The organism is Ruegeria sp. CF1 (genome assembly GCF_056537445.1).
Genome location: NZ_JBQFRN010000001.1, coordinates 175,229 through 195,820, shown reverse-complemented (window position 1 = coordinate 195,820; position 20,592 = coordinate 175,229). Strand labels below are relative to the sequence as shown.

The 20,592-nt window shown below is 57.9% G+C and carries 19 protein-coding genes; 10 read left to right on the top strand and 9 right to left on the bottom strand.

Features of this window, described 5'->3' with window-relative positions; all coding sequences use genetic code 11:
- Positions 1–38: 38 nt before the first annotated feature.
- Positions 39–1,262 carry a 5-aminolevulinate synthase gene (gene hemA / locus ACRZ96_RS00990; protein WP_480705104.1) on the bottom strand — a complete coding sequence of 408 codons (1,224 nt, stop codon included), beginning with the start codon at positions 1,260–1,262 and terminating at the stop codon, positions 39–41.
- A 302-nt stretch (positions 1,263–1,564) separates the two neighbouring features.
- On the opposite strand from hemA, the gene ACRZ96_RS00985 reads away from it, so the two are divergent.
- A complete protein-coding gene (locus ACRZ96_RS00985) occupies positions 1,565–2,950 on the top strand; it encodes a dipeptidase (protein WP_480705106.1) in 1,386 nt (461 codons plus the stop codon).
- A gap of 134 nt (positions 2,951–3,084) precedes the next feature.
- Here the strand turns inward: ACRZ96_RS00985 and lpdA are convergent, their stop codons facing one another.
- Entirely contained in the window at positions 3,085–4,479 is a 1,395-nt protein-coding gene (gene lpdA, locus ACRZ96_RS00980) for a dihydrolipoyl dehydrogenase (protein ID WP_480771520.1), read from the bottom strand.
- Positions 4,480–4,691: 212 nt separating this feature from the next.
- Between lpdA and ACRZ96_RS00975 the strand changes: the two genes are divergently transcribed.
- Positions 4,692–5,126 (top strand): hypothetical protein, encoded by a 435-nt coding sequence (locus ACRZ96_RS00975; protein WP_480814149.1) that lies wholly within the window; start codon positions 4,692–4,694, stop codon positions 5,124–5,126.
- On the opposite strand, the gene ACRZ96_RS00970 is transcribed toward ACRZ96_RS00975, so the two are convergent.
- From ACRZ96_RS00970 to ACRZ96_RS00955, 4 genes are all read right to left on the bottom strand, one after another.
- On the bottom strand, positions 5,123–5,701 hold the full coding sequence (locus ACRZ96_RS00970; protein WP_170396541.1) for a DUF924 family protein: 579 nt from the start codon (positions 5,699–5,701) through the stop codon (positions 5,123–5,125). The genes ACRZ96_RS00975 and ACRZ96_RS00970 overlap by 4 nt on opposite strands.
- 107 nt (positions 5,702–5,808) lie before the next feature.
- Complete coding sequence (locus ACRZ96_RS00965; RefSeq protein WP_170422201.1) at positions 5,809–7,080, bottom strand: MFS transporter; 1,272 nt, start codon at positions 7,078–7,080, stop codon at positions 5,809–5,811.
- A gap of 106 nt (positions 7,081–7,186) precedes the next feature.
- The gene (gene queA, locus ACRZ96_RS00960) at positions 7,187–8,233 is read right to left on the bottom strand and encodes a tRNA preQ1(34) S-adenosylmethionine ribosyltransferase-isomerase QueA (protein ID WP_480814288.1); all 1,047 of its coding nucleotides are present in this window, start codon (positions 8,231–8,233) and stop codon (positions 7,187–7,189) included.
- Between the two features lie 44 nt (positions 8,234–8,277).
- On the bottom strand, positions 8,278–11,661 hold the full coding sequence (locus tag ACRZ96_RS00955; RefSeq protein ID WP_480814148.1) for a YhdP family protein: 3,384 nt from the start codon (positions 11,659–11,661) through the stop codon (positions 8,278–8,280).
- Between the two features lie 68 nt (positions 11,662–11,729).
- Between ACRZ96_RS00955 and ACRZ96_RS00950 the strand changes: the two genes are divergently transcribed.
- From ACRZ96_RS00950 to ACRZ96_RS00935, 4 genes are all read left to right on the top strand, one after another.
- A complete protein-coding gene (locus tag ACRZ96_RS00950; protein ID WP_480814147.1) occupies positions 11,730–12,191 on the top strand; it encodes a peroxiredoxin in 462 nt (153 codons plus the stop codon).
- A gap of 85 nt (positions 12,192–12,276) precedes the next feature.
- Positions 12,277–13,095: a ferritin-like domain-containing protein gene (locus ACRZ96_RS00945; protein WP_480814287.1), complete on the top strand. Its 819-nt coding sequence runs from the start codon at positions 12,277–12,279 to the stop codon at positions 13,093–13,095.
- Between the two features lie 178 nt (positions 13,096–13,273).
- On the top strand, positions 13,274–14,599 hold the full coding sequence (locus ACRZ96_RS00940; RefSeq protein WP_170403063.1) for a DUF5930 domain-containing protein: 1,326 nt from the start codon (positions 13,274–13,276) through the stop codon (positions 14,597–14,599).
- Complete coding sequence (locus tag ACRZ96_RS00935; RefSeq protein WP_170396528.1) at positions 14,589–15,089, top strand: bactofilin family protein; 501 nt, start codon at positions 14,589–14,591, stop codon at positions 15,087–15,089. Before ACRZ96_RS00940 ends, ACRZ96_RS00935 begins: the two co-directional genes overlap by 11 nt.
- 176 nt (positions 15,090–15,265) lie before the next feature.
- On the opposite strand, the gene ACRZ96_RS00930 is transcribed toward ACRZ96_RS00935, so the two are convergent.
- Positions 15,266–15,631 (bottom strand): cupin domain-containing protein, encoded by a 366-nt coding sequence (locus ACRZ96_RS00930; protein WP_008758336.1) that lies wholly within the window; start codon positions 15,629–15,631, stop codon positions 15,266–15,268.
- Between the two features lie 239 nt (positions 15,632–15,870).
- Between ACRZ96_RS00930 and aqpZ the strand changes: the two genes are divergently transcribed.
- Positions 15,871–16,560: an aquaporin Z gene (aqpZ, locus tag ACRZ96_RS00925; protein ID WP_170396526.1), complete on the top strand. Its 690-nt coding sequence runs from the start codon at positions 15,871–15,873 to the stop codon at positions 16,558–16,560.
- A gap of 51 nt (positions 16,561–16,611) precedes the next feature.
- On the opposite strand, the gene ACRZ96_RS00920 is transcribed toward aqpZ, so the two are convergent.
- Together ACRZ96_RS00920 and ACRZ96_RS00915 are read right to left on the bottom strand one after the other, a co-directional pair.
- Entirely contained in the window at positions 16,612–17,160 is a 549-nt protein-coding gene (locus ACRZ96_RS00920; RefSeq protein WP_170565963.1) for a peptidylprolyl isomerase, read from the bottom strand.
- On the bottom strand, positions 17,153–17,659 hold the full coding sequence (locus tag ACRZ96_RS00915) for a peptidylprolyl isomerase (protein ID WP_170396522.1): 507 nt from the start codon (positions 17,657–17,659) through the stop codon (positions 17,153–17,155). Before ACRZ96_RS00915 ends, ACRZ96_RS00920 begins: the two co-directional genes overlap by 8 nt.
- Before the next feature lie 135 nt (positions 17,660–17,794).
- Between ACRZ96_RS00915 and ACRZ96_RS00910 the strand changes: the two genes are divergently transcribed.
- From ACRZ96_RS00910 to pdhA, 3 genes are all read left to right on the top strand, one after another.
- A complete protein-coding gene (locus tag ACRZ96_RS00910; protein WP_480705115.1) occupies positions 17,795–18,985 on the top strand; it encodes a phosphoglycerate kinase in 1,191 nt (396 codons plus the stop codon).
- A gap of 130 nt (positions 18,986–19,115) precedes the next feature.
- Positions 19,116–19,415, top strand: a complete 300-nt coding sequence (locus tag ACRZ96_RS00905; RefSeq protein ID WP_170626672.1) for an FtsB family cell division protein — start codon at positions 19,116–19,118, stop codon at positions 19,413–19,415.
- A 172-nt stretch (positions 19,416–19,587) separates the two neighbouring features.
- Positions 19,588–20,577, top strand: a complete 990-nt coding sequence (pdhA, locus tag ACRZ96_RS00900; RefSeq protein ID WP_170396516.1) for a pyruvate dehydrogenase (acetyl-transferring) E1 component subunit alpha — start codon at positions 19,588–19,590, stop codon at positions 20,575–20,577.
- Positions 20,578–20,592 lie beyond the last annotated feature (15 nt).

Here is a 20,592-nt window from a genome sequence, read left to right as displayed (position 1 = left end):
TAACACGCAGCAAACTCGTTGCACACTTTAGCGTGAGGTTATCCAGCAAGTTCGGCGCGATTTAGCGCACAATGTGACCAAAGTTCGTCCATCGCCTGCACCAGACGGTTCATTTCGTCGGGTCCATGCACCGGAGATGGCGTAAACCGCAGACGTTCGGTGCCGCGCGGAACGGTCGGGAAATTGATTGGCTGCACATAGATACCATAGTCATCCAGCAGCATATCGCTCAACTTCTTGGTGTGGACTGGGTTGCCAACGATCACCGGCACAATGTGGCTGCCGTGATCAATCAGAGGCATGCCAAGCCCTTTCAGCCTCAGCTTAAGAATGCTGGCCTGGGTCTGGTGCTGCTCGCGCAGTTCAGGCGCGCGCTTGAGATAGGCCACCGAGGCTGCCGCCCCTGCCGCAACCGCAGGTGGCAGCGAGGTAGTGAAGATGAAGCCCGGCGCATAGGACCGGATGGCGTCACACATCTTGGCACTAGCCGCGATGTAGCCGCCCATGACACCATAGGCTTTGGCAAGCGTTCCGTTGATGATGTCAATGCGATGCGCCAACCGATCACGCTCGGTTACACCCCCGCCGCGGGGGCCGTACATGCCAACCGCGTGAACCTCATCAATATAGGTCAAAGCACCGAATTCATCGGCCAGATCGCAAATCTCTTCAATGGGTCCGAAATCGCCATCCATCGAATAGACCGACTCAAACGCGATCAGCTTGGGGGCTGCAGGGTCATCAGCCTCCAGCAACTCACGCAGATGTGCCACGTCATTGTGGCGGAAGATGCGTTTGGCACCCCCGTTGCGGCGCACGCCTTCGATCATCGACGCATGGTTCAGTGCATCGGAATATATAATCAGGCCGGGGAACAGTTTTGGCAGAGTGCTGAGTGTCGCGTCATTGGCGATATAGGCACTCGTGAATAGCAGTGCGGCTTCTTTGCCGTGCAAGTCCGCCAATTCAGCTTCCAGCCGTTTGTGATAGACTGTCGTGCCTGAAATGTTGCGCGTCCCGCCCGAGCCTGCGCCTGCGGCCTCCACCGCCTCGTGCATGGCCTCCAAAACAACAGGATTCTGACCCATGCCCAAATAATCATTGCCACACCACACGGTGATGTTCTGCTGCGAACCATCGGGACAAGTCCGTACCGCATACGGAAAATGACCGTTCCGACGTTCAATATCGATAAAGGTTCGATAACGTCCTTCGTCATGCAGCCTGGCAATCGCTGTATCGAGCTGAGCAGTATAGTCCAACGGACCCTCCTTGGATGCCCGGTTATTGTAGCCCCGGGCGACTTTTTTCGCCCCTTCACAAGCCGGGCTGGAAGTATGGCGTCGCGTTCATCTGTCCAACTGGCCTACAGCCGAACAGCCGAACCCAACTTTGATTTGCATCAAATAACGCCAAACGCCTAAACCGACAAGCAAAGTTACGACCACAAGACGCGAGGAAACGCCGCAGGCCTTTCCCCCAGATCCAGCACAGAAACCTGCTGGACGGTACCGCCCATGCTGATAGGCTCTGCCCAATTTCAAGACCTTCCCAGGAGACCCCTATGTCGCTTGACGCTGTACTGAGCCGGATCGACGCCGATCTGACCACCTCCATCGACCGCCTGATGGAGTTTCTGCGCATTCCCTCCATCTCGACTGACCCGGCCTTCAAGGACCAAGTCGACCTGGCTGCCGATTGGCTGGTGGCGGATCTGAAAAGTATCGGTATTGCAGCCGAAAAGCGCGAAACTCCGGGACATCCCATGGTCGTTGGCCATGTCGGTGAGGACAGCGGTGGGCCGCATGTTCTGTTCTATGGGCACTATGATGTGCAACCTGTCGATCCGCTGGAGCTGTGGACACGCGATCCTTTCGATCCGGCTTTGGAAGACACTCCACACGGACAGGTGATACGCGGGCGCGGCGCTTCTGACGACAAAGGCCAACTGATGACCTTCGTCGAGGCCTGCCGCGCCTGGAAAGCAGTGCATGGCACCCTGCCCTGCCGCATCACGTTTTTCTTCGAAGGTGAGGAAGAATCCGGGTCGCCCTCGCTCGTGCCATTTCTCAAAGCAAACAAATCCGAGCTTCAGGCGGATCTCGCGCTGGTCTGTGATACTTCGATGGTGTCGCGGGGGGTGCCTTCGATAGCGTCGCAATTGCGCGGCATGCTCAAGGATGAATTCACAATCATCGGTCCCCGCATCGACCTGCATTCGGGCCACTATGGCGGGCCGGGTCTGAACCCGCTGCGGGAACTGTCGCGCATCGTCGCATCCTTCTATGATGAAGAAACCGGCCGCGTCGCAGTCGAAGGTTTTTACGAAGGCGTACACGAAGTCCCGGCCGAGCAGTTGCGCCAATGGGAGAATTGCGGGTTCGATGAAGCGGAATACCTGAATTCGGTTGGCTATACCGAGCCGCACGGTGAAACAGGCTATTCCACGCTGGAACAACAATGGGCGCGACCCACGCTCGAAGTGAATGGCCTTTGGGGAGGTTACAACGGCGCGGGATCCAAAACCGTTATCCCGTCCGAGGCACATTGCAAGATCACCTGCCGCCTGGTCGGCGACATGGACCCGGACGCGCTCCGCAAAAGGATCCGCAAACATGTCGAAGAGCGCCTGTCTACGGATGCAAAAGTGGTCTGGGACAGTGATCTCGAAGGCTCTCCTGCTTCGGTGATGAACCTTAGCCGCCCAGAATTCGAAGCGGCCCGCAGAGCACTTTCGGACGAGTGGAATCGCGAGGCCGTTTTCACCGGGATGGGCGGATCAATCCCGGTGGTTGGATATTTCAATACAGTGTTGGGGCTGGATTCGATGCTGGTTGGGTATGCCAATGACGATGATGCCATCCACTCGCCGAACGAGAAATACGACGTCAAAAGCTTCCACAAAGGCATCCGCTCGTGGGCCCGTATATTGGAAGCAATAAATAAATGAGGATCCTTTGCGAGGCTCTGCCTCGCGCTCCGAGGTATTTTCGGCCAGATGAAGTACGGATCCCCTGCTTCATCTGGCTATAAATATCTCGGGGGAGTCGCGGCTTGCCGCGGCGGGGGCAGAGCCCCCTGTCCTTACATGTGGATCACGCGTCCATAGGCATCCAGCACGCTTTCATGCATCATTTCAGACAGCGTCGGATGCGGGAAGACGGTGTTCATCAGGTCTTCTTCAGTGGTTTCCAACTGGCGACCGACCACATAGCCCTGAATAAGCTCTGTGACTTCGGCACCGATCATGTGTGCACCTAGCAGTTCCCCAGTCTTGGCATCGAAGACGGTCTTGATCAGTCCCTCGGGCTCACCAAGCGCGATGGCCTTGCCGTTGCCGATGAACGGGAAGCGTCCGACCTTGATCTCATAGCCCAGCTCTTTGGCCTTGGCTTCGCTATACCCAACCGAAGCGACCTGAGGCTGGCAATAAGTGCAGCCCGCGATGCTTTCAGGCTTGACCGGATGTGCGTGTTTGCCCGCGATCAGCTCAGCTACCATCACGCCTTCGTGGCTGGCTTTGTGTGCCAGCCAGGGCGCCCCGGCGATATCACCTATTGCGTAAAGCCCGTCTACCCCAGTGCGGCAGTATTCATCGGTGACCACGTGCGTGCGGTCGATCTTCACACCCAAGGCTTCAAGCCCGAGGTTTTCCACATTGCCGACGATGCCCACGGCCGAGATCACCGTGTCAAAATCGTGTTTCTCAACCTTGCCTTTCAGCTCGATATGCGCAGTCACCTTGCCCTTGGCGCGGTCCAATTGTTTAACCATCGCCTTTTCCATGATGGTCATGCCCTGCTTGGTGAAAGCTTTCTTGGCAAATGCACTGATCTCGGCATCTTCTACAGGCAGCACTCGATCCATCACCTCGACCACGGTCGTGTCCGCGCCCAACGTGTTATAGAAGCTGGCGAATTCGATCCCGATCGCACCCGAGCCGATGACCAGCAGTTTCTTGGGCATCCGCGGCGGTTGCAGCGCGTGTTTGTACGTCCAGACCAGATCGCCATCCGCTTCAAGGCCCGGCAGTTCGCGCGCCCGGGCACCGGTGGCCAGAACGATATTCTTCGCGGTTAGGTCTTCCGTGCCTTTGTCTGTTTTGACGCTGACCTTGCCCTTGGCGGGGATCGATGCCTCGCCCATGACAACAGCGACTTTGTTCTTTTTCAGCAGATGACCTATACCGCCGGACAACTGCGCGGCAACACCGCGCGAGCGCTTCACAACCGCATCCAGATCGTAGCCGACCTTGTCGGCTTTCAAGCCAAAATCCTTGGCACGCTCCATCAGGTGAAACACTTCCGATGACCGCAGTAGTGCCTTTGTCGGGATACAACCCCAGTTCAGGCAGATACCACCCAGATGCTCGCGCTCGACAACAGCGGTCTTCAGGCCCAGTTGCGCCGCGCGAATAGCGGCTACATAGCCACCGGGGCCAGCCCCGATTACGATCAGATCATAAGATTGTGCAGCCATGTTTCCCTCTCGGCACAGGTCAGTTCAAAAACTAGTTTACCGTTAAACTATTTTTTACAACGCATCAACATCAGAGCCCGCGACATATGTGACGCGGGGTCAAATCAGGTATTTGGGGCTGAATTCAGCCTATACCCACGTTACCGCAAAGGCTAGAACTGACGAATATGCACTACCAGTTTTTGACCTTCCCGATTTTCGAAAGGCGTATCATGGCTAAAACGCTCAAAGATTTACTGCTCGCTCTTTTGAACGCGACATTGATATTGTTGGCTTTATGCCTGTTTCTGGGGTGGAAACTTGCGCAGTCTGTCGATCAGATCCGGGTCGGGTTTGCTGAGAACCTGCAGGTCGTGGCGCCGCTACGAGATCAGGCGCAGGGAATTCGTGGGGAACTGGCCGCGTTGCGCAGAGATCTTGCAACCCTTAGCAGTCAGGGCACGCAACTCGATGCGGTCACGCGCCAACAGCTGAATGCGGCATTGCGACGTTTGGGTGATCTGGAGGGGAAGCTGGAAGACACTCAGACCCGATTGGCGGGCCTGGTCGAAAAACCAGAAGACTTGATCGACTATGCCATCACGACATCCGCCGACACTGTCACCGACCGCCTTCTGATCCTAAAAGGCTGTGAGCCCACGACCTAGGTCGCGGCCTGCAACTCGCGCACAGTCGAACCATATCCGCCATTACTGACATATGCGGCTTCGTGTTCAGTGGTCGCGCGTTCCAGCGCATCGTTTCGATACGGGAAACGACCGAACTTGCGGATCACTTCACGATGAGCGCGCGCATGAAGCAGATTGCTCTCGCCGCCTTCCGGCATCCGTTCGATCATAAGGCGCACACAGCGCTCCTGATCGCACAGATTTTCCGAATGCATCATCGGCAAATAAAAGAACTGCCGCGCCGGTTCGTCGATCTTAAGATCCCAGCCTTTGTCGACCGCGCATTTCGCTGCAGCCAGTGCTGCCCGATCCGATGCAAAGGCCTGTTTGCTTCCTCGGAACATGTTGCGAGGCAACTGATCCATAAGAATAATATAGGCCAGCGAACCGCTAGGATAGGTCAGCCAAAGCGAGAATTTACCCTCACACGCGGCTTCCCATGTTGAAAGAAATTTATCCCGGATCCGCGCATCCAGCGCTTCATCCTGCAGGTACCACCCCTCGGGGCCAACCTCATCTAACCAAAAACTCAATACTTCTTCAGGACCTACCATTGCCCTAGACTCCGTAATTGCCCTCCCCAGGACGTAACGTCATTAAAATCACTTTTACAGATTTGTGACAGTAACATATTGCAACACAAAAGTCACATTTCCGGCGCTCAGGCGGGTTCTTGCGTATCCTGCTCGTCCTGGGCTGCCTCAATGGCGACCTCTTGCGCAACTTCCAGAGCAACGGGCGAAGATGTCGGGTAAATCGGGGCAATCGATCCGGTTTCATCCACGGGTTTGTAGACGCGCTGGGTCATACGATAGGCCGCATAGGCGGCCATGATGAACATCAGCGCCGCGATGAACAGGAAAAAGCCTTGTGGGCCGAGCACGCCAGCCCCCATTAGCCAACCGGTGATAATTGGACCTGCGATAGCGCCCAAGCCGTTAATAAAAACCAGGCCGCCCGAAGCCGCCGACATATCGTCATACTCCAAGTAGTCATTGGTATACGCGATCAACAGAGAATAGAGCGGGCTTGTCATGCCGCCGATGATAAAGGCAGCTACGAGAAGCATGGTGAAAGTGACGCCCAGTATCATGCCTATCACGGCGCCTACCCCACCAACAGCGGCCACCAGCATGATCAGCAGACGGCGGTCCATTCTGTCGGACATCCAGCCCAACGGATATTGCAGGACTACGGCGCCGATATAAAACACCGCTACGAAGGTCGAAATCTCGACCAGACTCAATCCAACCTGGGCGCCATAAACGGCGCTCATCCCGAATTGCGCTGAAAATATCCCGCCAAGCAAGAACATGCCGACGCAGCCCAGCGGCGATGTTTCCATCAGCTGGCGCAATGTCATCGGTTTGGTGGTATCGAACGCCGGGGTCGGAGAAATGGACAGCAGGATAGGCGCAAATGAGATCGAAACCAGTATAGAAGCGATGACAAAGGTCTCATATCCTGCCGGGTCGCCGACCAGCAACAAGGCCTGGGCACTCACCACACCTGTCATCTGCACCATCATATAAAGCGACAGCGCCTGCCCTCGGTTCTCGTTGTTTGCGGCATTGTTCAGCCAGCTTTCCGCGGTCACATACACGCCCGAAAAACAGAACCCGATAATCACGCGGCCAATCGACCATGCAATTGGATCGGTCAGCATCGGATACATGATCATGACCGCCGAGATAAACGAGGCCAGCGCCGCAAACACGCGCACGTGCCCGACGCGGCGGATCATTTCAGGTGCCAGACGCGAGCCGCCAAGGAACCCAAGGAAATAGGCCGACATCACAAAGGACATCTCTAGAGTCGAGAATCCCTCGATTTCTCCACGCACCCCCAGCAACGTGCCCTGCAGGCCGTTGCCGACCATCAGCAACCCCATTCCCAGAAGAAGCGCCCAAGCGCTGGAAAGAACCTGAAGCATTCTGCCTATCCAAAATTGCCGGTGTGTTTTGTCCGCTTTGCCGTCAATGACGAAGCACGTCGCGCTTGTCTACGACATTGTAAGGGCGCAGATGGCCAAGATACGACTATGGTATCAGCAGAGACGCGTCGCCGTATGAGAAAAAGCGATATTCTTCTGCGATAGCGTGGTCATAGACCGACTTGATCCGATCCTGCCCAATCAACGCCGAAACCAGCATCAGCAATGTGGATTTCGGCAGGTGGAAGTTGGTCATCAGCGCATCAGTGACGTGAAATTCAAAACCTGGGTATATGAAGATATCGGTCTCGCCTTCCCACGGCGCGATCCGGCCGCAGCGTGCCGCGCTTTCGATCAGTCGAAGGGCGGTTGTGCCCACCGGGATAACGCGCCCGCCCGCTTCTTTGGTCGCCGCAATCTCGGCAGCGGCCTGCGCGCTGACCCGTCCCCATTCGGCGTGCATCTTGTGGGAGGTCACGTCTTCCACTTTGACCGGCAGAAATGTGCCTGCCCCCACATGCAGCGTGACATGCGTGAACTCGACACCGCGCTCCGATAGCGCCTGCAAAAGCGCATCATCAAAATGCAAGGACGCGGTTGGGGCCGCTACGGCTCCGGAGTTTCGCGCCCACACAGTTTGGTAGTCGGTCTTGTCCTGTTCATCCGCTGCACGTTTCGCTGCGATGTAGGGAGGCAACGGCATCGCGCCGGCCTGCTCCAACGCTTGATCGAAATCCTCTCCGGTCAGGTTAAAGCGCAGATAGGCTTGGCCATCGGCAACTCGGTCCAGGGTTGCGCTCAGATCGTCTGAGAATACGATCTCTTCGCCCGGTTTGATCTTCTTAAGCGGCTTGATCAGCGCGGCCCAACAACCATCAGATTGTGGGTCCAGCAACGTTGCCTCAATCGCGGCAGATACCGGCCCTTGCGCGCTGTCACGGTGGCGGCGACCGCTGAGGCGAGCGGGAATGACGCGGGTGTCGTTCAGCACCAGACGGTCCCCGGGCTGCAATATGTCCGGCAGATCGAACACGTGCCGGTCCTGAACAGCATCACCCTGCGCAAGCAGCAGTCGCGCGGACGAGCGCGGGCTGACGGGACGCGTGGCAATCAGGTGTTCGGGCAGGTGGAAGTCAAAGTCGCTGAGTTTCATGGCCGCGCCATACATCGGCCCGACAGATTCGGCCACAGCTCAGATCAGCGATCCTCACCACGTGTCTGGAAGGCGGGATTGGGTTCGCCAGATCGATCCGGTGTGGCATTCGGGCCATCCGAGACCGTTGGCGCAGGCTCGCGCAACAGGTTGCGCAGAAACAGAGGTGCGAGACCAGACAGAGGATTGACCGAAACTTGCGGGTCGGACAGCGGTCCGGACAGAGTGTAGTTGAAGGCAAAGATACCTTCCCCCTTTTTGGTCAGAACGCTGCCAATAGCATTGACCAGATAGATCGGTGAAATCGCGCCGCGCAGGTTCAGCATCCCGGCTACAGTGTCGACCGTACCATCAAAGGACAGCCCTATTGATGGACCTACGGCACTACCGCTCAGCACTTTCACCTCGGTCGGAGTGATACGCATTTTGCTGTCGATGGCTGCGAAGAAAATACCTTGCCCCGCCATTTCATCCAGCAACCCCACCAGACTGATCGCGTTCAATATCGCTGCCATGGCCGGGGCGTCCGTGATCCGCGTATTTTTGATTTTCAGGTCGACGTCATAATTTCCAGGCTCTGCGATCGGATCCAGTTGCAATTGCATTGTTCCACCGCGTGCCTGCGTCAGAACCCCCGCTGATCTCAGAACCGCCCCAGCATCGTTCGAGGTTAGACCAACCGCAGATCGGGACGCGCGCGGGGTGACCTGACCGCGGATCGCTGCACCGCCATTGACTTGCGACGCAAAGCTGCCGGTCAATCCGCCAGTGGTTTGAAACGAGCCAGTCAACCCGGTCAACGCAACGGATTCAGTGACTTGTAGTCGGTCCAGCTTCACATCCAGCTTTGGCCCGGGCCCGGCAGCACCACCGCTGCTACCTCCCTCACCGATGGTGGATTTTCCCAGATCAAGCACGCCGCCCAACACACGGATATCTGGCAGCGCGGCACCACGCCCAATCAATTCAGCCGGAACTGCAAGCCAGTCGCCCAGTTCGAACGTGCTGAACCGTACCCTTTCGAACCCGCCATCCCGGAACGAGATCGCTGCAGTTGTCCGCAAACCAGCAGCGTTGATCCGAAGGGAATCGACACTTAGCTGAGCGCCCAGCGTGGCCTCGGCAGTCAGAGAGCCGCCAGTGCTGGCTGATTTGCGCCATCCAAGCTCAGGGATCGCCAACGCCACGCCAACCAAATCGGACTGTGCCGACAAGCGCGGGGGCTCACCCGCACCAAGACTCAGGCTGAAATCGGCGATCCCCTCTCCGGTCAACATGCCACGCGGCAGTCCGGCATTGATTTGTTCCATCAAACGCGGGGAGAGTTCGATTTGACCTGTCAGTTCGCTTTGCTGCGGGGTTTCGCCTCCGATCGGCTGCCGCCAAAGCGCTTCAACCGGTACAACACCAAACAGCCCCTCGCCCTGGATGGCCACTTGCGTCTGGTCGCCGCTCAGGTCCAATCGGTCTGCGCTGACTTCAAATCCGGGTACCAGCTTGCTGCTGTCCAAATTCGACAACTCGCCAACAAAATGGAACCTGGTATCTTCCAGCTTCAGGCCCTTAATCAACGGCAAGGAAAGCGTTCCACTCAGACTGACCTGACCGTCGGCCAGATCCACCGGCAGATTGGCCTTGGTCAGCAGTTGCAGCGGCGGCCGGTCCAGCAATGACATGGCTGCGGTTACACTGCCGCTGGCCTTAATCCGCGCAATGGCCGGGGTGGTTTTTTTGATGCCGGTATCGGGGATGATGAACGAGGTGCCCGAGGTATCAACGGTACCTCCTTCATCCGCGATCACAATCCCCTTTTGCGCCGAGACGGTAAAGCGCCGGTTGAGCAGGCTGGCCTGCCCCTGCGCGTCTTGGATAGTTGGCAACGTCTTGGCGAACCGAATCTCGGTCTCGTCAAATTCGAAATCCGCATAGATGTCCGGCTTTTCGCCGGGCCGTAGACGCAGGGCGAAATCCAGATCGGACATTTCTCCGTGATAGAGGTTATCGGTGACCCAAAGGCGCGGTTTCGGGGCAAGTCGTTCGGGCCAGTAGTTCAACAGCTGATCAGAGCTCATCCGATCAATCTGCGCGTCAATGGCTGCGACCCAGCCGTCGGTCAAACCAGCCAGAGACCCGCTGAGCCGTGCGCGATGTGCACCGTCTTCAACCGTCATTTGCCCCAGCTGTATACGGAACGGCGCAAGTTTCATCTGGAAATCAACATCGGCCCGCGTCAGATTCAGTGCTTCGGGGAACAGATTGGCCGGGTTGATCTCAATCCCGCTGAGGCGGAACTGCCCCGACATACTGTCCAACCCGCCAGCTTTGACCCCATGTAGAAAGGCCTTGCCATCTGCCTGCACCGTACCCCAGGCAGACTGGATCGAGACTTCATTGAAATCCAGCGCCTGTTGTTTCGGGTCGTAGGTAAAATACGTCCGCGCCGCGTCGAATTTGATCGGTGTTGTTTCAGGCGTGGGCTGCACGGCGCCTGCACCCAGATTCAACGTGGCAAAGACCGGCCCCAGCGCGCCCTCAGTATCAATGCCCCCCCTCAAAGCACCTGAGATCGGTGTGCGAAGTACCTGCATCCATGCCAGCGCCGGGCTGTGGCCTGCGATATCCTCGGCGGGAAGATCGGTGATCGAGATGCCGAACTGCGCAGCGGGACTGCCCAGCAAACTGGTATAGTTGGCCTCGATCGTGCTGACATAATCGCGACCGGCCAGCACCGAGAAATTGGTGGCCAGACGAACCTCACCCGCGCTGCGGTTGGCCTGAATACGCCCGCCGTCCAGCACCCAGGACCGGCCCAACCGCAGGTCCTGATAGTCCAGCGTAATTGCATCCAGTTCGACCGAGGTCAGGGCTGACAAAATAGGCGCCTGGAACACCTCGTCCGATGATTCAATCAGCTGCGCCAGGTTCCGGGCCTGACCGACCGGCGCACTTCCGGCACCGACGGTCAGCGACAGCGCTCCATCGACACCCCGTGTCAGTGCAATCTGCGCGCCTTGCAATATGATCCGCTTCGGGCGCACATGCCCGCGCAGCAGCGGGCGCATCGACAGGCTGGCCCGCAGGTCGGACACTTCGGCAATCTGCCGTCCGTCCGCATCGCTGATACGAACATCAGTCAGTCGCAGTCGCGGACGCCAGCCTTCATGAATGATGAAACTGACATCGCCGAACCGAACTTTGACGCCACCCAATGTCTGATCAAGGCGCGCCTCGACCCGGTCGCGCAACCAATCCGGCGCGTGCATGCGCTGGCCGACAACCATAAAGCCGGTGACCAGTGCCAGAAATCCAAGGATGAAGACACCGCGCAATGTCCACAGCCCGGCGGTCCGACGCCGCGACCGACGGCGGGGTTTCTTATCCGCCTTCGTGTCATCCTGCTGTTCTTGCTGGACCAATTTGCGTCTCACGCCTTTCAACCTGTCAACGGAGCCCTATGATATGCGGCAACCGTTAATTTCTCAGCCGGAGTTTGAATATGCCCGAAGTCTCAGACATCGCACCCGACTTTACACTGCCTCGCGACGGCGGCGGCGAGGTGACCCTGTCGGAACAGCGTGGCCGCGCGGTCGTTCTGTTTTTCTATCCCCGCGATGATACGCCGGGCTGCACCAAGGAATCCATCGGTTTCTCGGAACAACTACAAGCCTTTGCGGATGCGGGTGCTAACGTTTTCGGCATCTCGCGCGATACCGTGGCAAAGCATGACAAATTTGTCGCCAAGCACGGCCTTACGACGCCGCTTTTGTCCGATGAGGGTCAGAGCGTGTGCGAAGATTATGGCGTCTGGGTCGAAAAGAACATGTACGGACGCAAATCCATGGGGATCGAACGCTCGACCTTTCTGATTGATGCGGATGGAAAAATCGCCCGTGTCTGGCGCAATGTGAAAGTGCCGGGTCATGTGGACGAAGTGTTGGAGGCCGCACGCGCGCTCTAGCCCTCTCGACCCGCGCGGGCATCAAGGGTATGACCCGCGCGGAGTGCAGCGTAAGGGGGCAAGCGTGTCAAAAACACTGACCGAAATGGCGACCGAGGTTTTGACCACATCAGTCGGTCGCGAGAAAACCGCCCTGTCCAAACGATACGCCGCTGCCTGGTTCGCAGCCCGGCAAGGCGACGCGCCCAAGATCGAAGTGGGCACCGCAAAGCCACCGCTATACCCTGCGCGACCTGAAAAGCCCGAACTGTTGTCGCCTCGTGATGTACCGCGCCGAAGGGCGGGGTCCGAGGCCGGCCGCATCGCACTGTTGCACGCTGTCGCTCATATAGAGTTGAACGCCGTGGATCTGCATTGGGATATCATTGCCCGGTTTGGCCATGTGCCCATGCCCATCGGCTTCTATGACGATTGGGTGAAATGCGCCGAAGAAGAATCGCGCCATTTTGAGATGGTCTGCGACTGCCTCGAACAGATGGGGAGCCACTATGGCGCCCTGCCCGCCCATGCAGGCATGTGGCGCGCCGCCGAGGACACCGCACAGGATCTTATGGGTCGTCTTGCCGTCGTCCCAATGGTGCTTGAGGCACGTGGGCTGGACGTGACCCCCGGAATGATCGACATTTTCCGCAAGGCCAAGGCTGGCGACGCAGTCGCTGCACTGGAAGTGATTTATGCCGAGGAAGTTGGTCACGTCGCCTATGGCTCGAAATGGTTCCACTTCTTGTGCGGGCGCGAGAATGCCGACCCCAAGGATGTATTCCACGCCCTCGTCCGCCGCTATTTCCACGGCGCGCTGAAACCACCATTTAACGAAGAGAAACGGGCCGAGGCCGGACTGCCGCCAGATTTCTATTGGCCCCTGACCGAAGACCTGCCACCACCCGGAGTTGTGTCGGACTGACAGCAAATGCTCGCTATCGGCAAGTTCTCGCCGATCACGTGCGGTAAATCTCCGTTCATAGCTCTTGATTGGTTAACAAACTTGCCCGAATGCCTCGACCGCTTTATGCAATCGCGTCAAGGAGCGGCTACTCACTCACGACCGGCTCCGAGATATGGGGACAATTGAGGTAGGACGCGTGCGGACACGTCTGGCAATTAAACTACACTCACTGCTCGAGCGGCACTTTCCAGAGCGCCGTGTTTTTCTGAAATCTGACAACGACACGCGGTTCATCCGACTGAGTTCTGAAACTCAGATCGCTGCAGTCGCCGGTGTGTCGGTGATGGTCGCCTGGACCGCGATTGCCACGTCAGTTCTGTTGATGGACAGCATCGGATCGGGCAATTTCCGGGAACAGGCCAAGCGCGATCAGGCTACGTATCAAGAACGTCTGAACATTCTGTCGGAAGAGCGCGATGCGCGTGCGGCCGAAGCGCTGGCTGCACATGACAGGTTCAACGCAGCTCTGGAACAGATTTCGGTCATGCAGTCCGAATTGCTGGAATCCGAGAACCGCCGGCGCGAGTTGGAAACCGGCATCGAGGTGATCCAAACCACGCTGCGTGCCACTATGAAGCAACGCGAAGACGCGCGGACAAAACTGGCCGAACTGCAACCCAGCAATGATGCGGACGCGGCTTATGCGATGGCATCGGCAAACCCGGAACAGATGGCATTTATGACCGATGCCCTGGCCCGGACCGCGGCGCAGCGCGACCAGATCGCTGCCGATGCGCAAGGCGCGTTGGACCAGCGTGACGAGCTCGAGCTTGAAATCCGCCTGATGCAGGAGCGCAGCGACGAGATTTTCCGCCAGTTGGAAGAGGCGATGCTGATCTCGGTCGAACCTCTCGACAAGATGTTCCGCAGCGCGGGCATGCCAACAGATCGTATCCTCGACGAAGTTCGGCGCGGATATAGCGGTATGGGCGGTCCGCTGACCCCTTTATCCTTCAGCACCCGCGGTGAGGAACTGAGCCCCGACCAGATCCGCGCCAATATCCTGCTGGAACAGATGGACCAGCTGAACCTCTATCGCATCGCTGCGGAAAAGGCCCCCTTCGCCAGCCCGGTGCGTGCAGCGGTTCGTTTCACCAGCGGCTACGGTACGCGGCGCGACCCAAAGACCGGCGGTCGCCGCATGCATAATGGCGCTGATTTCGCCGGCCCCTCGGGCACCGATATCTTCGCGACTGCTGATGGTGTTGTCACTCATGCAGGCTGGCAATCGGGTTTCGGACGGCTGGTAAAGATCAAGCACGCCTTTGGGATTGAGACACTTTACGCTCATAACACCAAGGTACGCGTAAAGGTTGGTCAAAGGGTCTCGCGCGGGGATCATATTGCTGATATGGGTAGCACCGGACGGTCGACCGGCACACACCTGCACTACGAGGTCCGTGTGAACGGAAAACCTGTTAACCCAATGACTTACATCAAGGCTGCGAGAAATGTTTTCTAAGAGCAAAATCAACGAACCCGGATCGAAAGAGACTGAGGCAGCAAAACCAGCCGCTCCGGCCACTCCGGCAACACCTGCACCGGCTGAAACAAAGGCCAGCACCCCTCCCAAGCCCAAGCCACCCGCATCGGTGCTGTCCTCGGATTTGCACATCACCGGTAACATCAAGACCTCGGGCGATATCCAGGTCGAGGGCACCGTCGAAGGAGACATCCGCGCTCATCTGCTGACCATCGGCGAGACTGCCACCATCAAGGGCGAAGTCACTGCAGATGACGTAGTGGTCAACGGCCGTATCGTGGGCCGCGTCCGTGGCCTGAAGGTCCGCCTGACCTCGACCGCCCGCGTCGAAGGCGACATCATTCACAAGACCATCGCCATTGAAAGCGGCGCGCATTTCGAAGGTTCGGTGCAGCGTCAGGACGACCCGCTGAACCCGGGCCGCAGCGGCAAATCGGGTGCCAACCCGGCGGCGGAAGTGAAGCAGTAAACACTTATCGGCAAGACCAATCAGCAACGCCGCAGGATACCCTGCGGCGTTTTTTTCATTTTGGAGTGTTCGTATAAATCTGACAATGACCTCAATGCGGGACGAAGCGGCCTTACACCGCGCAAGTGCCGCAATGCGCTTGGTTGATCAGGAGGGCTTGGTCTGCGCTTCCCCCGCTACTCGTACTGCACGATCATCGAAAGAAAATCATCATCGCTTGTTACAACTGTGTGGTGGCCTTTGCCGTGTTTGTCTTCCATATGCCAGACGTCACCCGGACCAATATCTCTGAATTCCCCGTCGCTCGCGGTCACGCGCACTGAGCCAGAAAGACAAATGAGCTTTTGAGCGACAGGTGTGGGATGAATTGGCTCATCCCAACCCTTCTTGAGTCTCAAGAACATGGTTTGCTTGACAGCTTCTGGCTTTGAAATCTCGATTGCTTTCGCAGGTGGTGCAAAGCTTTGCTCTTCAAGTTCGACTTCGATGTCTTTCCAATGGCTTTCGCCTTGAGCATCCGAATACAGTTTTTTGAACTTCACTTTGATACCCCCGCCACATCACAAGCCCAAAACCGATACCGGACATTGGGGCGCAAAGGAGAAAAACGCAAGTTGGGCCGAGTGTGTCGTTCTTAATCGCCAACACACCGGAATAAGCATATTCCCTAACAGCCCCCCTATCTGACGTGTCTTGAAGGAAAATTCCCCGCATTCTCACAGTTTCACAAAAAGCGTTTTTTGAATTAACCTTAAAGTCATTGATTTCTGGAGGGCTTTTCATGTCATCAAAACTCATGGCCGAATTCTTCGGTACATTCTGGCTGGTACTCGGCGGCTGCGGCAGCGCGGTACTGGCTGCAGGTGTGGCCGATGTGGGTATCGGCTGGCTGGGCGTTTCGTTCGCTTTCGGCCTAACGGTGCTGACCATGGCCTACGCGGTCGGTCATATCTCGGGCGGGCATTTCAACCCGGCGGTCAGCCTTGGGCTGATGATCGGCGGGCGGTTCGATGCCAAGGATCTGATCCCCTACTGGATCGCGCAGGTGATCGGAGCGATCGCCGCAGCAGCGGTGCTGTACCTGATCGTCAGTGGCGCGCCCGGATTCGAAGGTGTCGGAGGATTTGCTTCGAACGGGTATGGCGAGGCGTCACCCGAAGGCTATTCGATGATGTCGGCCTTGGTGATCGAAATCGTCATGACGGCGTTCTTCATCGTGATCATTCTCGGTGCGACCTCCAGCGGCGCGCCTGCCGGGTTCGCCCCGATCGCGATTGGTTTGGGATTGACGCTGATCCACCTGATTTCGATCCCGGTGACGAACACCTCCGTAAATCCTGCCCGGTCAACCGGCGTGGCGTTGTTTGCTGATGGTCCGGCACTGGCGCAGCTGTGGCTGTTCTGGGTGGCACCTTTGATCGGCGGTGCGATTGGCGCACTGATCTGGCGGGCGATGTCGGACGACGATTGACCCGGCCGCATCAAGAACCCCCGGCCCGCAGAAGCGCGCCGGGGCTTTCTTTTATTCGGTCACAGTGACCTTTTTCATCGCATCCGGTTGTCCGATCACTGCGCCATTAGGGCCATCGCCCCGCTTGATCGCATCGACCACGTCCATCCCTTCTGTCACCTGACCGACAACCGTGTACTGACCATTCAGGAACGGGCCGGGCTCGAACATAATGAAGAATTGCGAGTTCGCGCTGTCTGGGTCCTGCGCCCGCGCCATACCCACGACGCCCCGGTCATAATTGAAATCCGAGAATTCAGCAGGCAGATCAGGGCGATCCGATCCACCCGTACCCGCACGACGCATGTCGCCACCGACACGGCCAAACTCAACATCGCCGGTCTGCGCCATGAACCCATCGATCACACGATGGAACACAACCCCATCGTACTGACCAGCAGCGGCCAGAGCGGTGATCTGCTCCACATGCTTGGGCGCAATATCTTCGAACAGGTCGACGGTGACGGTGCCATTGGCGCCCTCGCCCTCGATCTCAATCTCAAGCCCGGTTGCCAGCGCAGGGCTGGCCAGCAAGGTAAAAACTGCGGCCAGCTTATGCATCAGCAGCCACCTTAACGCTGATCATGCGGTCGGGGCTCGCTGGCGGCTCACCACGCACAATCGCGTCTACATGCTCCATCCCGTCGATGACGCGGCCATACACGGTGTACTGGCCGTTCAGGAAATGGTTGTCCTTGAAGTTGATGAAGAACTGAGAGTTGGCCGAATCCGGGTTGGCCGAGCGTGCCGCACCCAATGTTCCGCGATCATGGGGCAGTTTCGAAAACTCTGCCGGAACGTTCGGCAGCGACGATCCACCGGTGCCCGCCATACGAATGTTGAACCCGTCTTCCATGTCGCCATGCTGCACATCGCCGGTTTGCGCCATGAACCCGTCGATCACACGGTGGAAGGCGACGTTGTCATATTCACCACCACGCGCCAGCTCTTTCATGCGGGCCGAGTGCTGAGGGGCCACGTCGGGCAGCAGTTCGATAACGACATTGCCGTCTTTCAGCTCAATGATGATCGTGTTTTCGGGGTCTTTGATCTCGGCCATCTGGCCCTCCTGTCTTTGAAACTTGCGCAAATACCTATGACGCGGGCGCGCGAATGCCAAGTGACGCATTGACCTGAACGCAAAATGCAGGAAAAGAACCGCTGAAACTGGATGCAATGGGCAAGGATGAGCGCGATGGGCTGGAAATCTCTGGACGATATGGATCTTGGCGGTAAGCGGGTTCTGGTGCGCGTGGATATCAACGTACCGGTCGCGGATGGCGTGGTGACCGACGACACCCGCATTCAACGGATCGTGCCAACCGTGCGCGATATCCTCGCCGCAGGCGGTAAACCCATCCTGCTGGCCCATTTCGGACGCCCCGGTGGTCAGCATGTACCCGAGCTGTCATTGAAGCAGCTTGTGCCAGCACTTGAATCCGCTTTTGGGGCTCCCGTGCGCTTTGCCGATGATTGCGTGGGCTATGAGGCTGAAACCGCCGCCTCCGCCCTGACGGAAGGTGAGGTTCTGCTGCTGGAAAACACCCGCTTCCATGCCGAGGAGACCAAGAACAGCGTCCCACTTGCCCAAGGCATGGCAAAGCTGGGCGACATCTATTGCAACGATGCCTTCTCGGCAGCGCACCGCGCCCACAGCTCGACCGAGGCGCTGGCCCGTCTGCTGCCCGCCTGTGCCGGACGCCTGATGCAGCAGGAACTGAGCGCACTTGAGGCCGCCCTGGGCGCGCCCAAGCGGCCTGTCACAGCGGTTGTCGGGGGCGCCAAAGTGTCGACCAAGCTGGACCTGCTGGGCAACCTGATCGAGAAGGTTGACTATCTGGTCATCGGTGGCGGCATGGCGAATACATTCCTACTGGCGCAGGGGATCGATGTCGGCAAATCACTGGCCGAGCACGCCATGACCGATACCGCCGCCGAAATCCTCGGCAAGGCCGAAGCCGCTGGCTGTACGATCGTCCTGCCGCGCGACATCGTCGTGGCCGAAGTGTTCGAGGCCAACGCGCCGCATCAGGTGCTGCCCGCTGATCAGTGCCCTTCTGACTCGATGATCCTAGACGCCGGTCCCGAAAGCGTCGCAGCCGTGTCCGAAGTGCTGGAAAAAAGCCAGACCCTGATTTGGAACGGCCCACTGGGGGCGTTTGAGCTGACCCCGTTCGATGCCGCAACCAATGCGGCGGCGCTGAAGGCCGCAGCACTAACCCGCGATGGCAAGCTGACCTCGGTCGCGGGCGGGGGCGACACGGTGGCCGCGCTGAACGCCTCGGGCGCGGCAACGGATTTCTCATATATCTCTACTGCTGGTGGTGCCTTCCTTGAATGGATGGAAGGCAAGACCTTGCCGGGTGTGGCCGCGCTGGACCCGTAAGCGCTCAAACCTCAGGTCTCAGCTTTTTCTACTCAGGGGATTCACAAGCCGAATCACCTGTGACATAGTGCGTCGAGACATCCAAAAAGGGTGCGTTTCTGAGGCAGTATTTCACACGGCGGTTAACACAGTGTCCCGTTCCAATCGGCCCGGTTTAGGGGCCTTCATTTTCTTCACGATCGCCTTCATGCTGGGGGTGTATTTCACCTTTGCCGCCGTTCAAGGGGATTACGGTCTGTTTCGCCGGGTCGAGATTGCCGCCGAGCGCGATGTTTTGTCTCGCGATCTGGCGCAGCTGAACGCCGAGATCGAGCAGATGGAGAACCTGACTCGCCGACTGTCAGACACCTATCTGGATCTCGATCTGCTGGATCAACAGGCCCGCTCAGTGCTCGGCATGATCCGCGCGGATGAGATCGTCATCCGCTAACGAAATTTTTGACTAAGAATCTCTGCACCTTAACGCCCGGAAGATAAGCTGTGGCAGGCCGCAACTCGCGTATCCTGCCCTCGCGTAACATTAGTACTCGCCAGAACGTGTGAAATGCTCTATGAGATAGTTTAACGCTAAACTATCTTGCCGAAAGGGGGAGATCGCCACTATGGCTGCGCGAAAAACCACAAAGAAACCAAATGTTTCTGCGGAAGAACTGACCACATATTACCGCGAGATGCTGCTGATCCGCCGATTCGAGGAAAAGGCAGGTCAACTCTACGGCATGGGTCTGATCGGGGGTTTCTGCCACCTCTACATCGGTCAGGAAGCGGTTGTTGTCGGCCTTGAGGCCGCGGCCAAGGAAGGCGACAAGCGCATCACGTCCTATCGCGATCACGGCCACATGCTGGCCTGTGGTATGGACCCGGGCGGCGTAATGGCTGAATTGACCGGTCGCGAAGGCGGGCTGTCCAAAGGCAAAGGCGGCTCGATGCACATGTTCTCGAAAGAGAAGAATTTCTATGGCGGCCATGGCATCGTTGGCGCACAGGTTCCGCTGGGTGCGGGTCTGGCCTTTGCTGACAAGTACAAAGAAAACGGCGGCGTCACCTTCACCTATTTCGGTGATGGCGCGGCCAATCAGGGTCAGGTCTACGAGACCTTCAATATGGCTGCTCTTTGGGAGCTTCCGGTGGTATTCGTGATCGAAAACAACCAGTATGCCATGGGCACCGCGCAAGCACGCTCGACCTCTTCGGCCGACATCTACCACCGCGGTCAAGCCTTCGGAATACCGGGCGAAATGGTGAACGGCATGGACGTTCTGGCCGTCAAAGCCGCAGGTGAAAAAGCGGTCGCCCACTGCCGTGCGGGCAAAGGTCCCTACATCCTCGAGGTAAAAACCTACCGCTATCGCGGCCACTCGATGTCTGACCCGGCCAAGTACCGTACACGCGAAGAGGTTCAAAAGGTCCGCGAACAAAGCGACCCGATCGAGCACGTGCGCGAGCTGCTGCTGACCGGCAAACACGCGACCGAGGATGACCTGAAGGCGATCGACAAAGAGATCAAAGAGGTCGTCAATCAGGCCGCCGAATTCTCGAAAGAAAGCCCCGAGCCGTCGCTGGACGAGCTCTGGACTGATATCTACGCCTGAGAGGACGAATAAGAC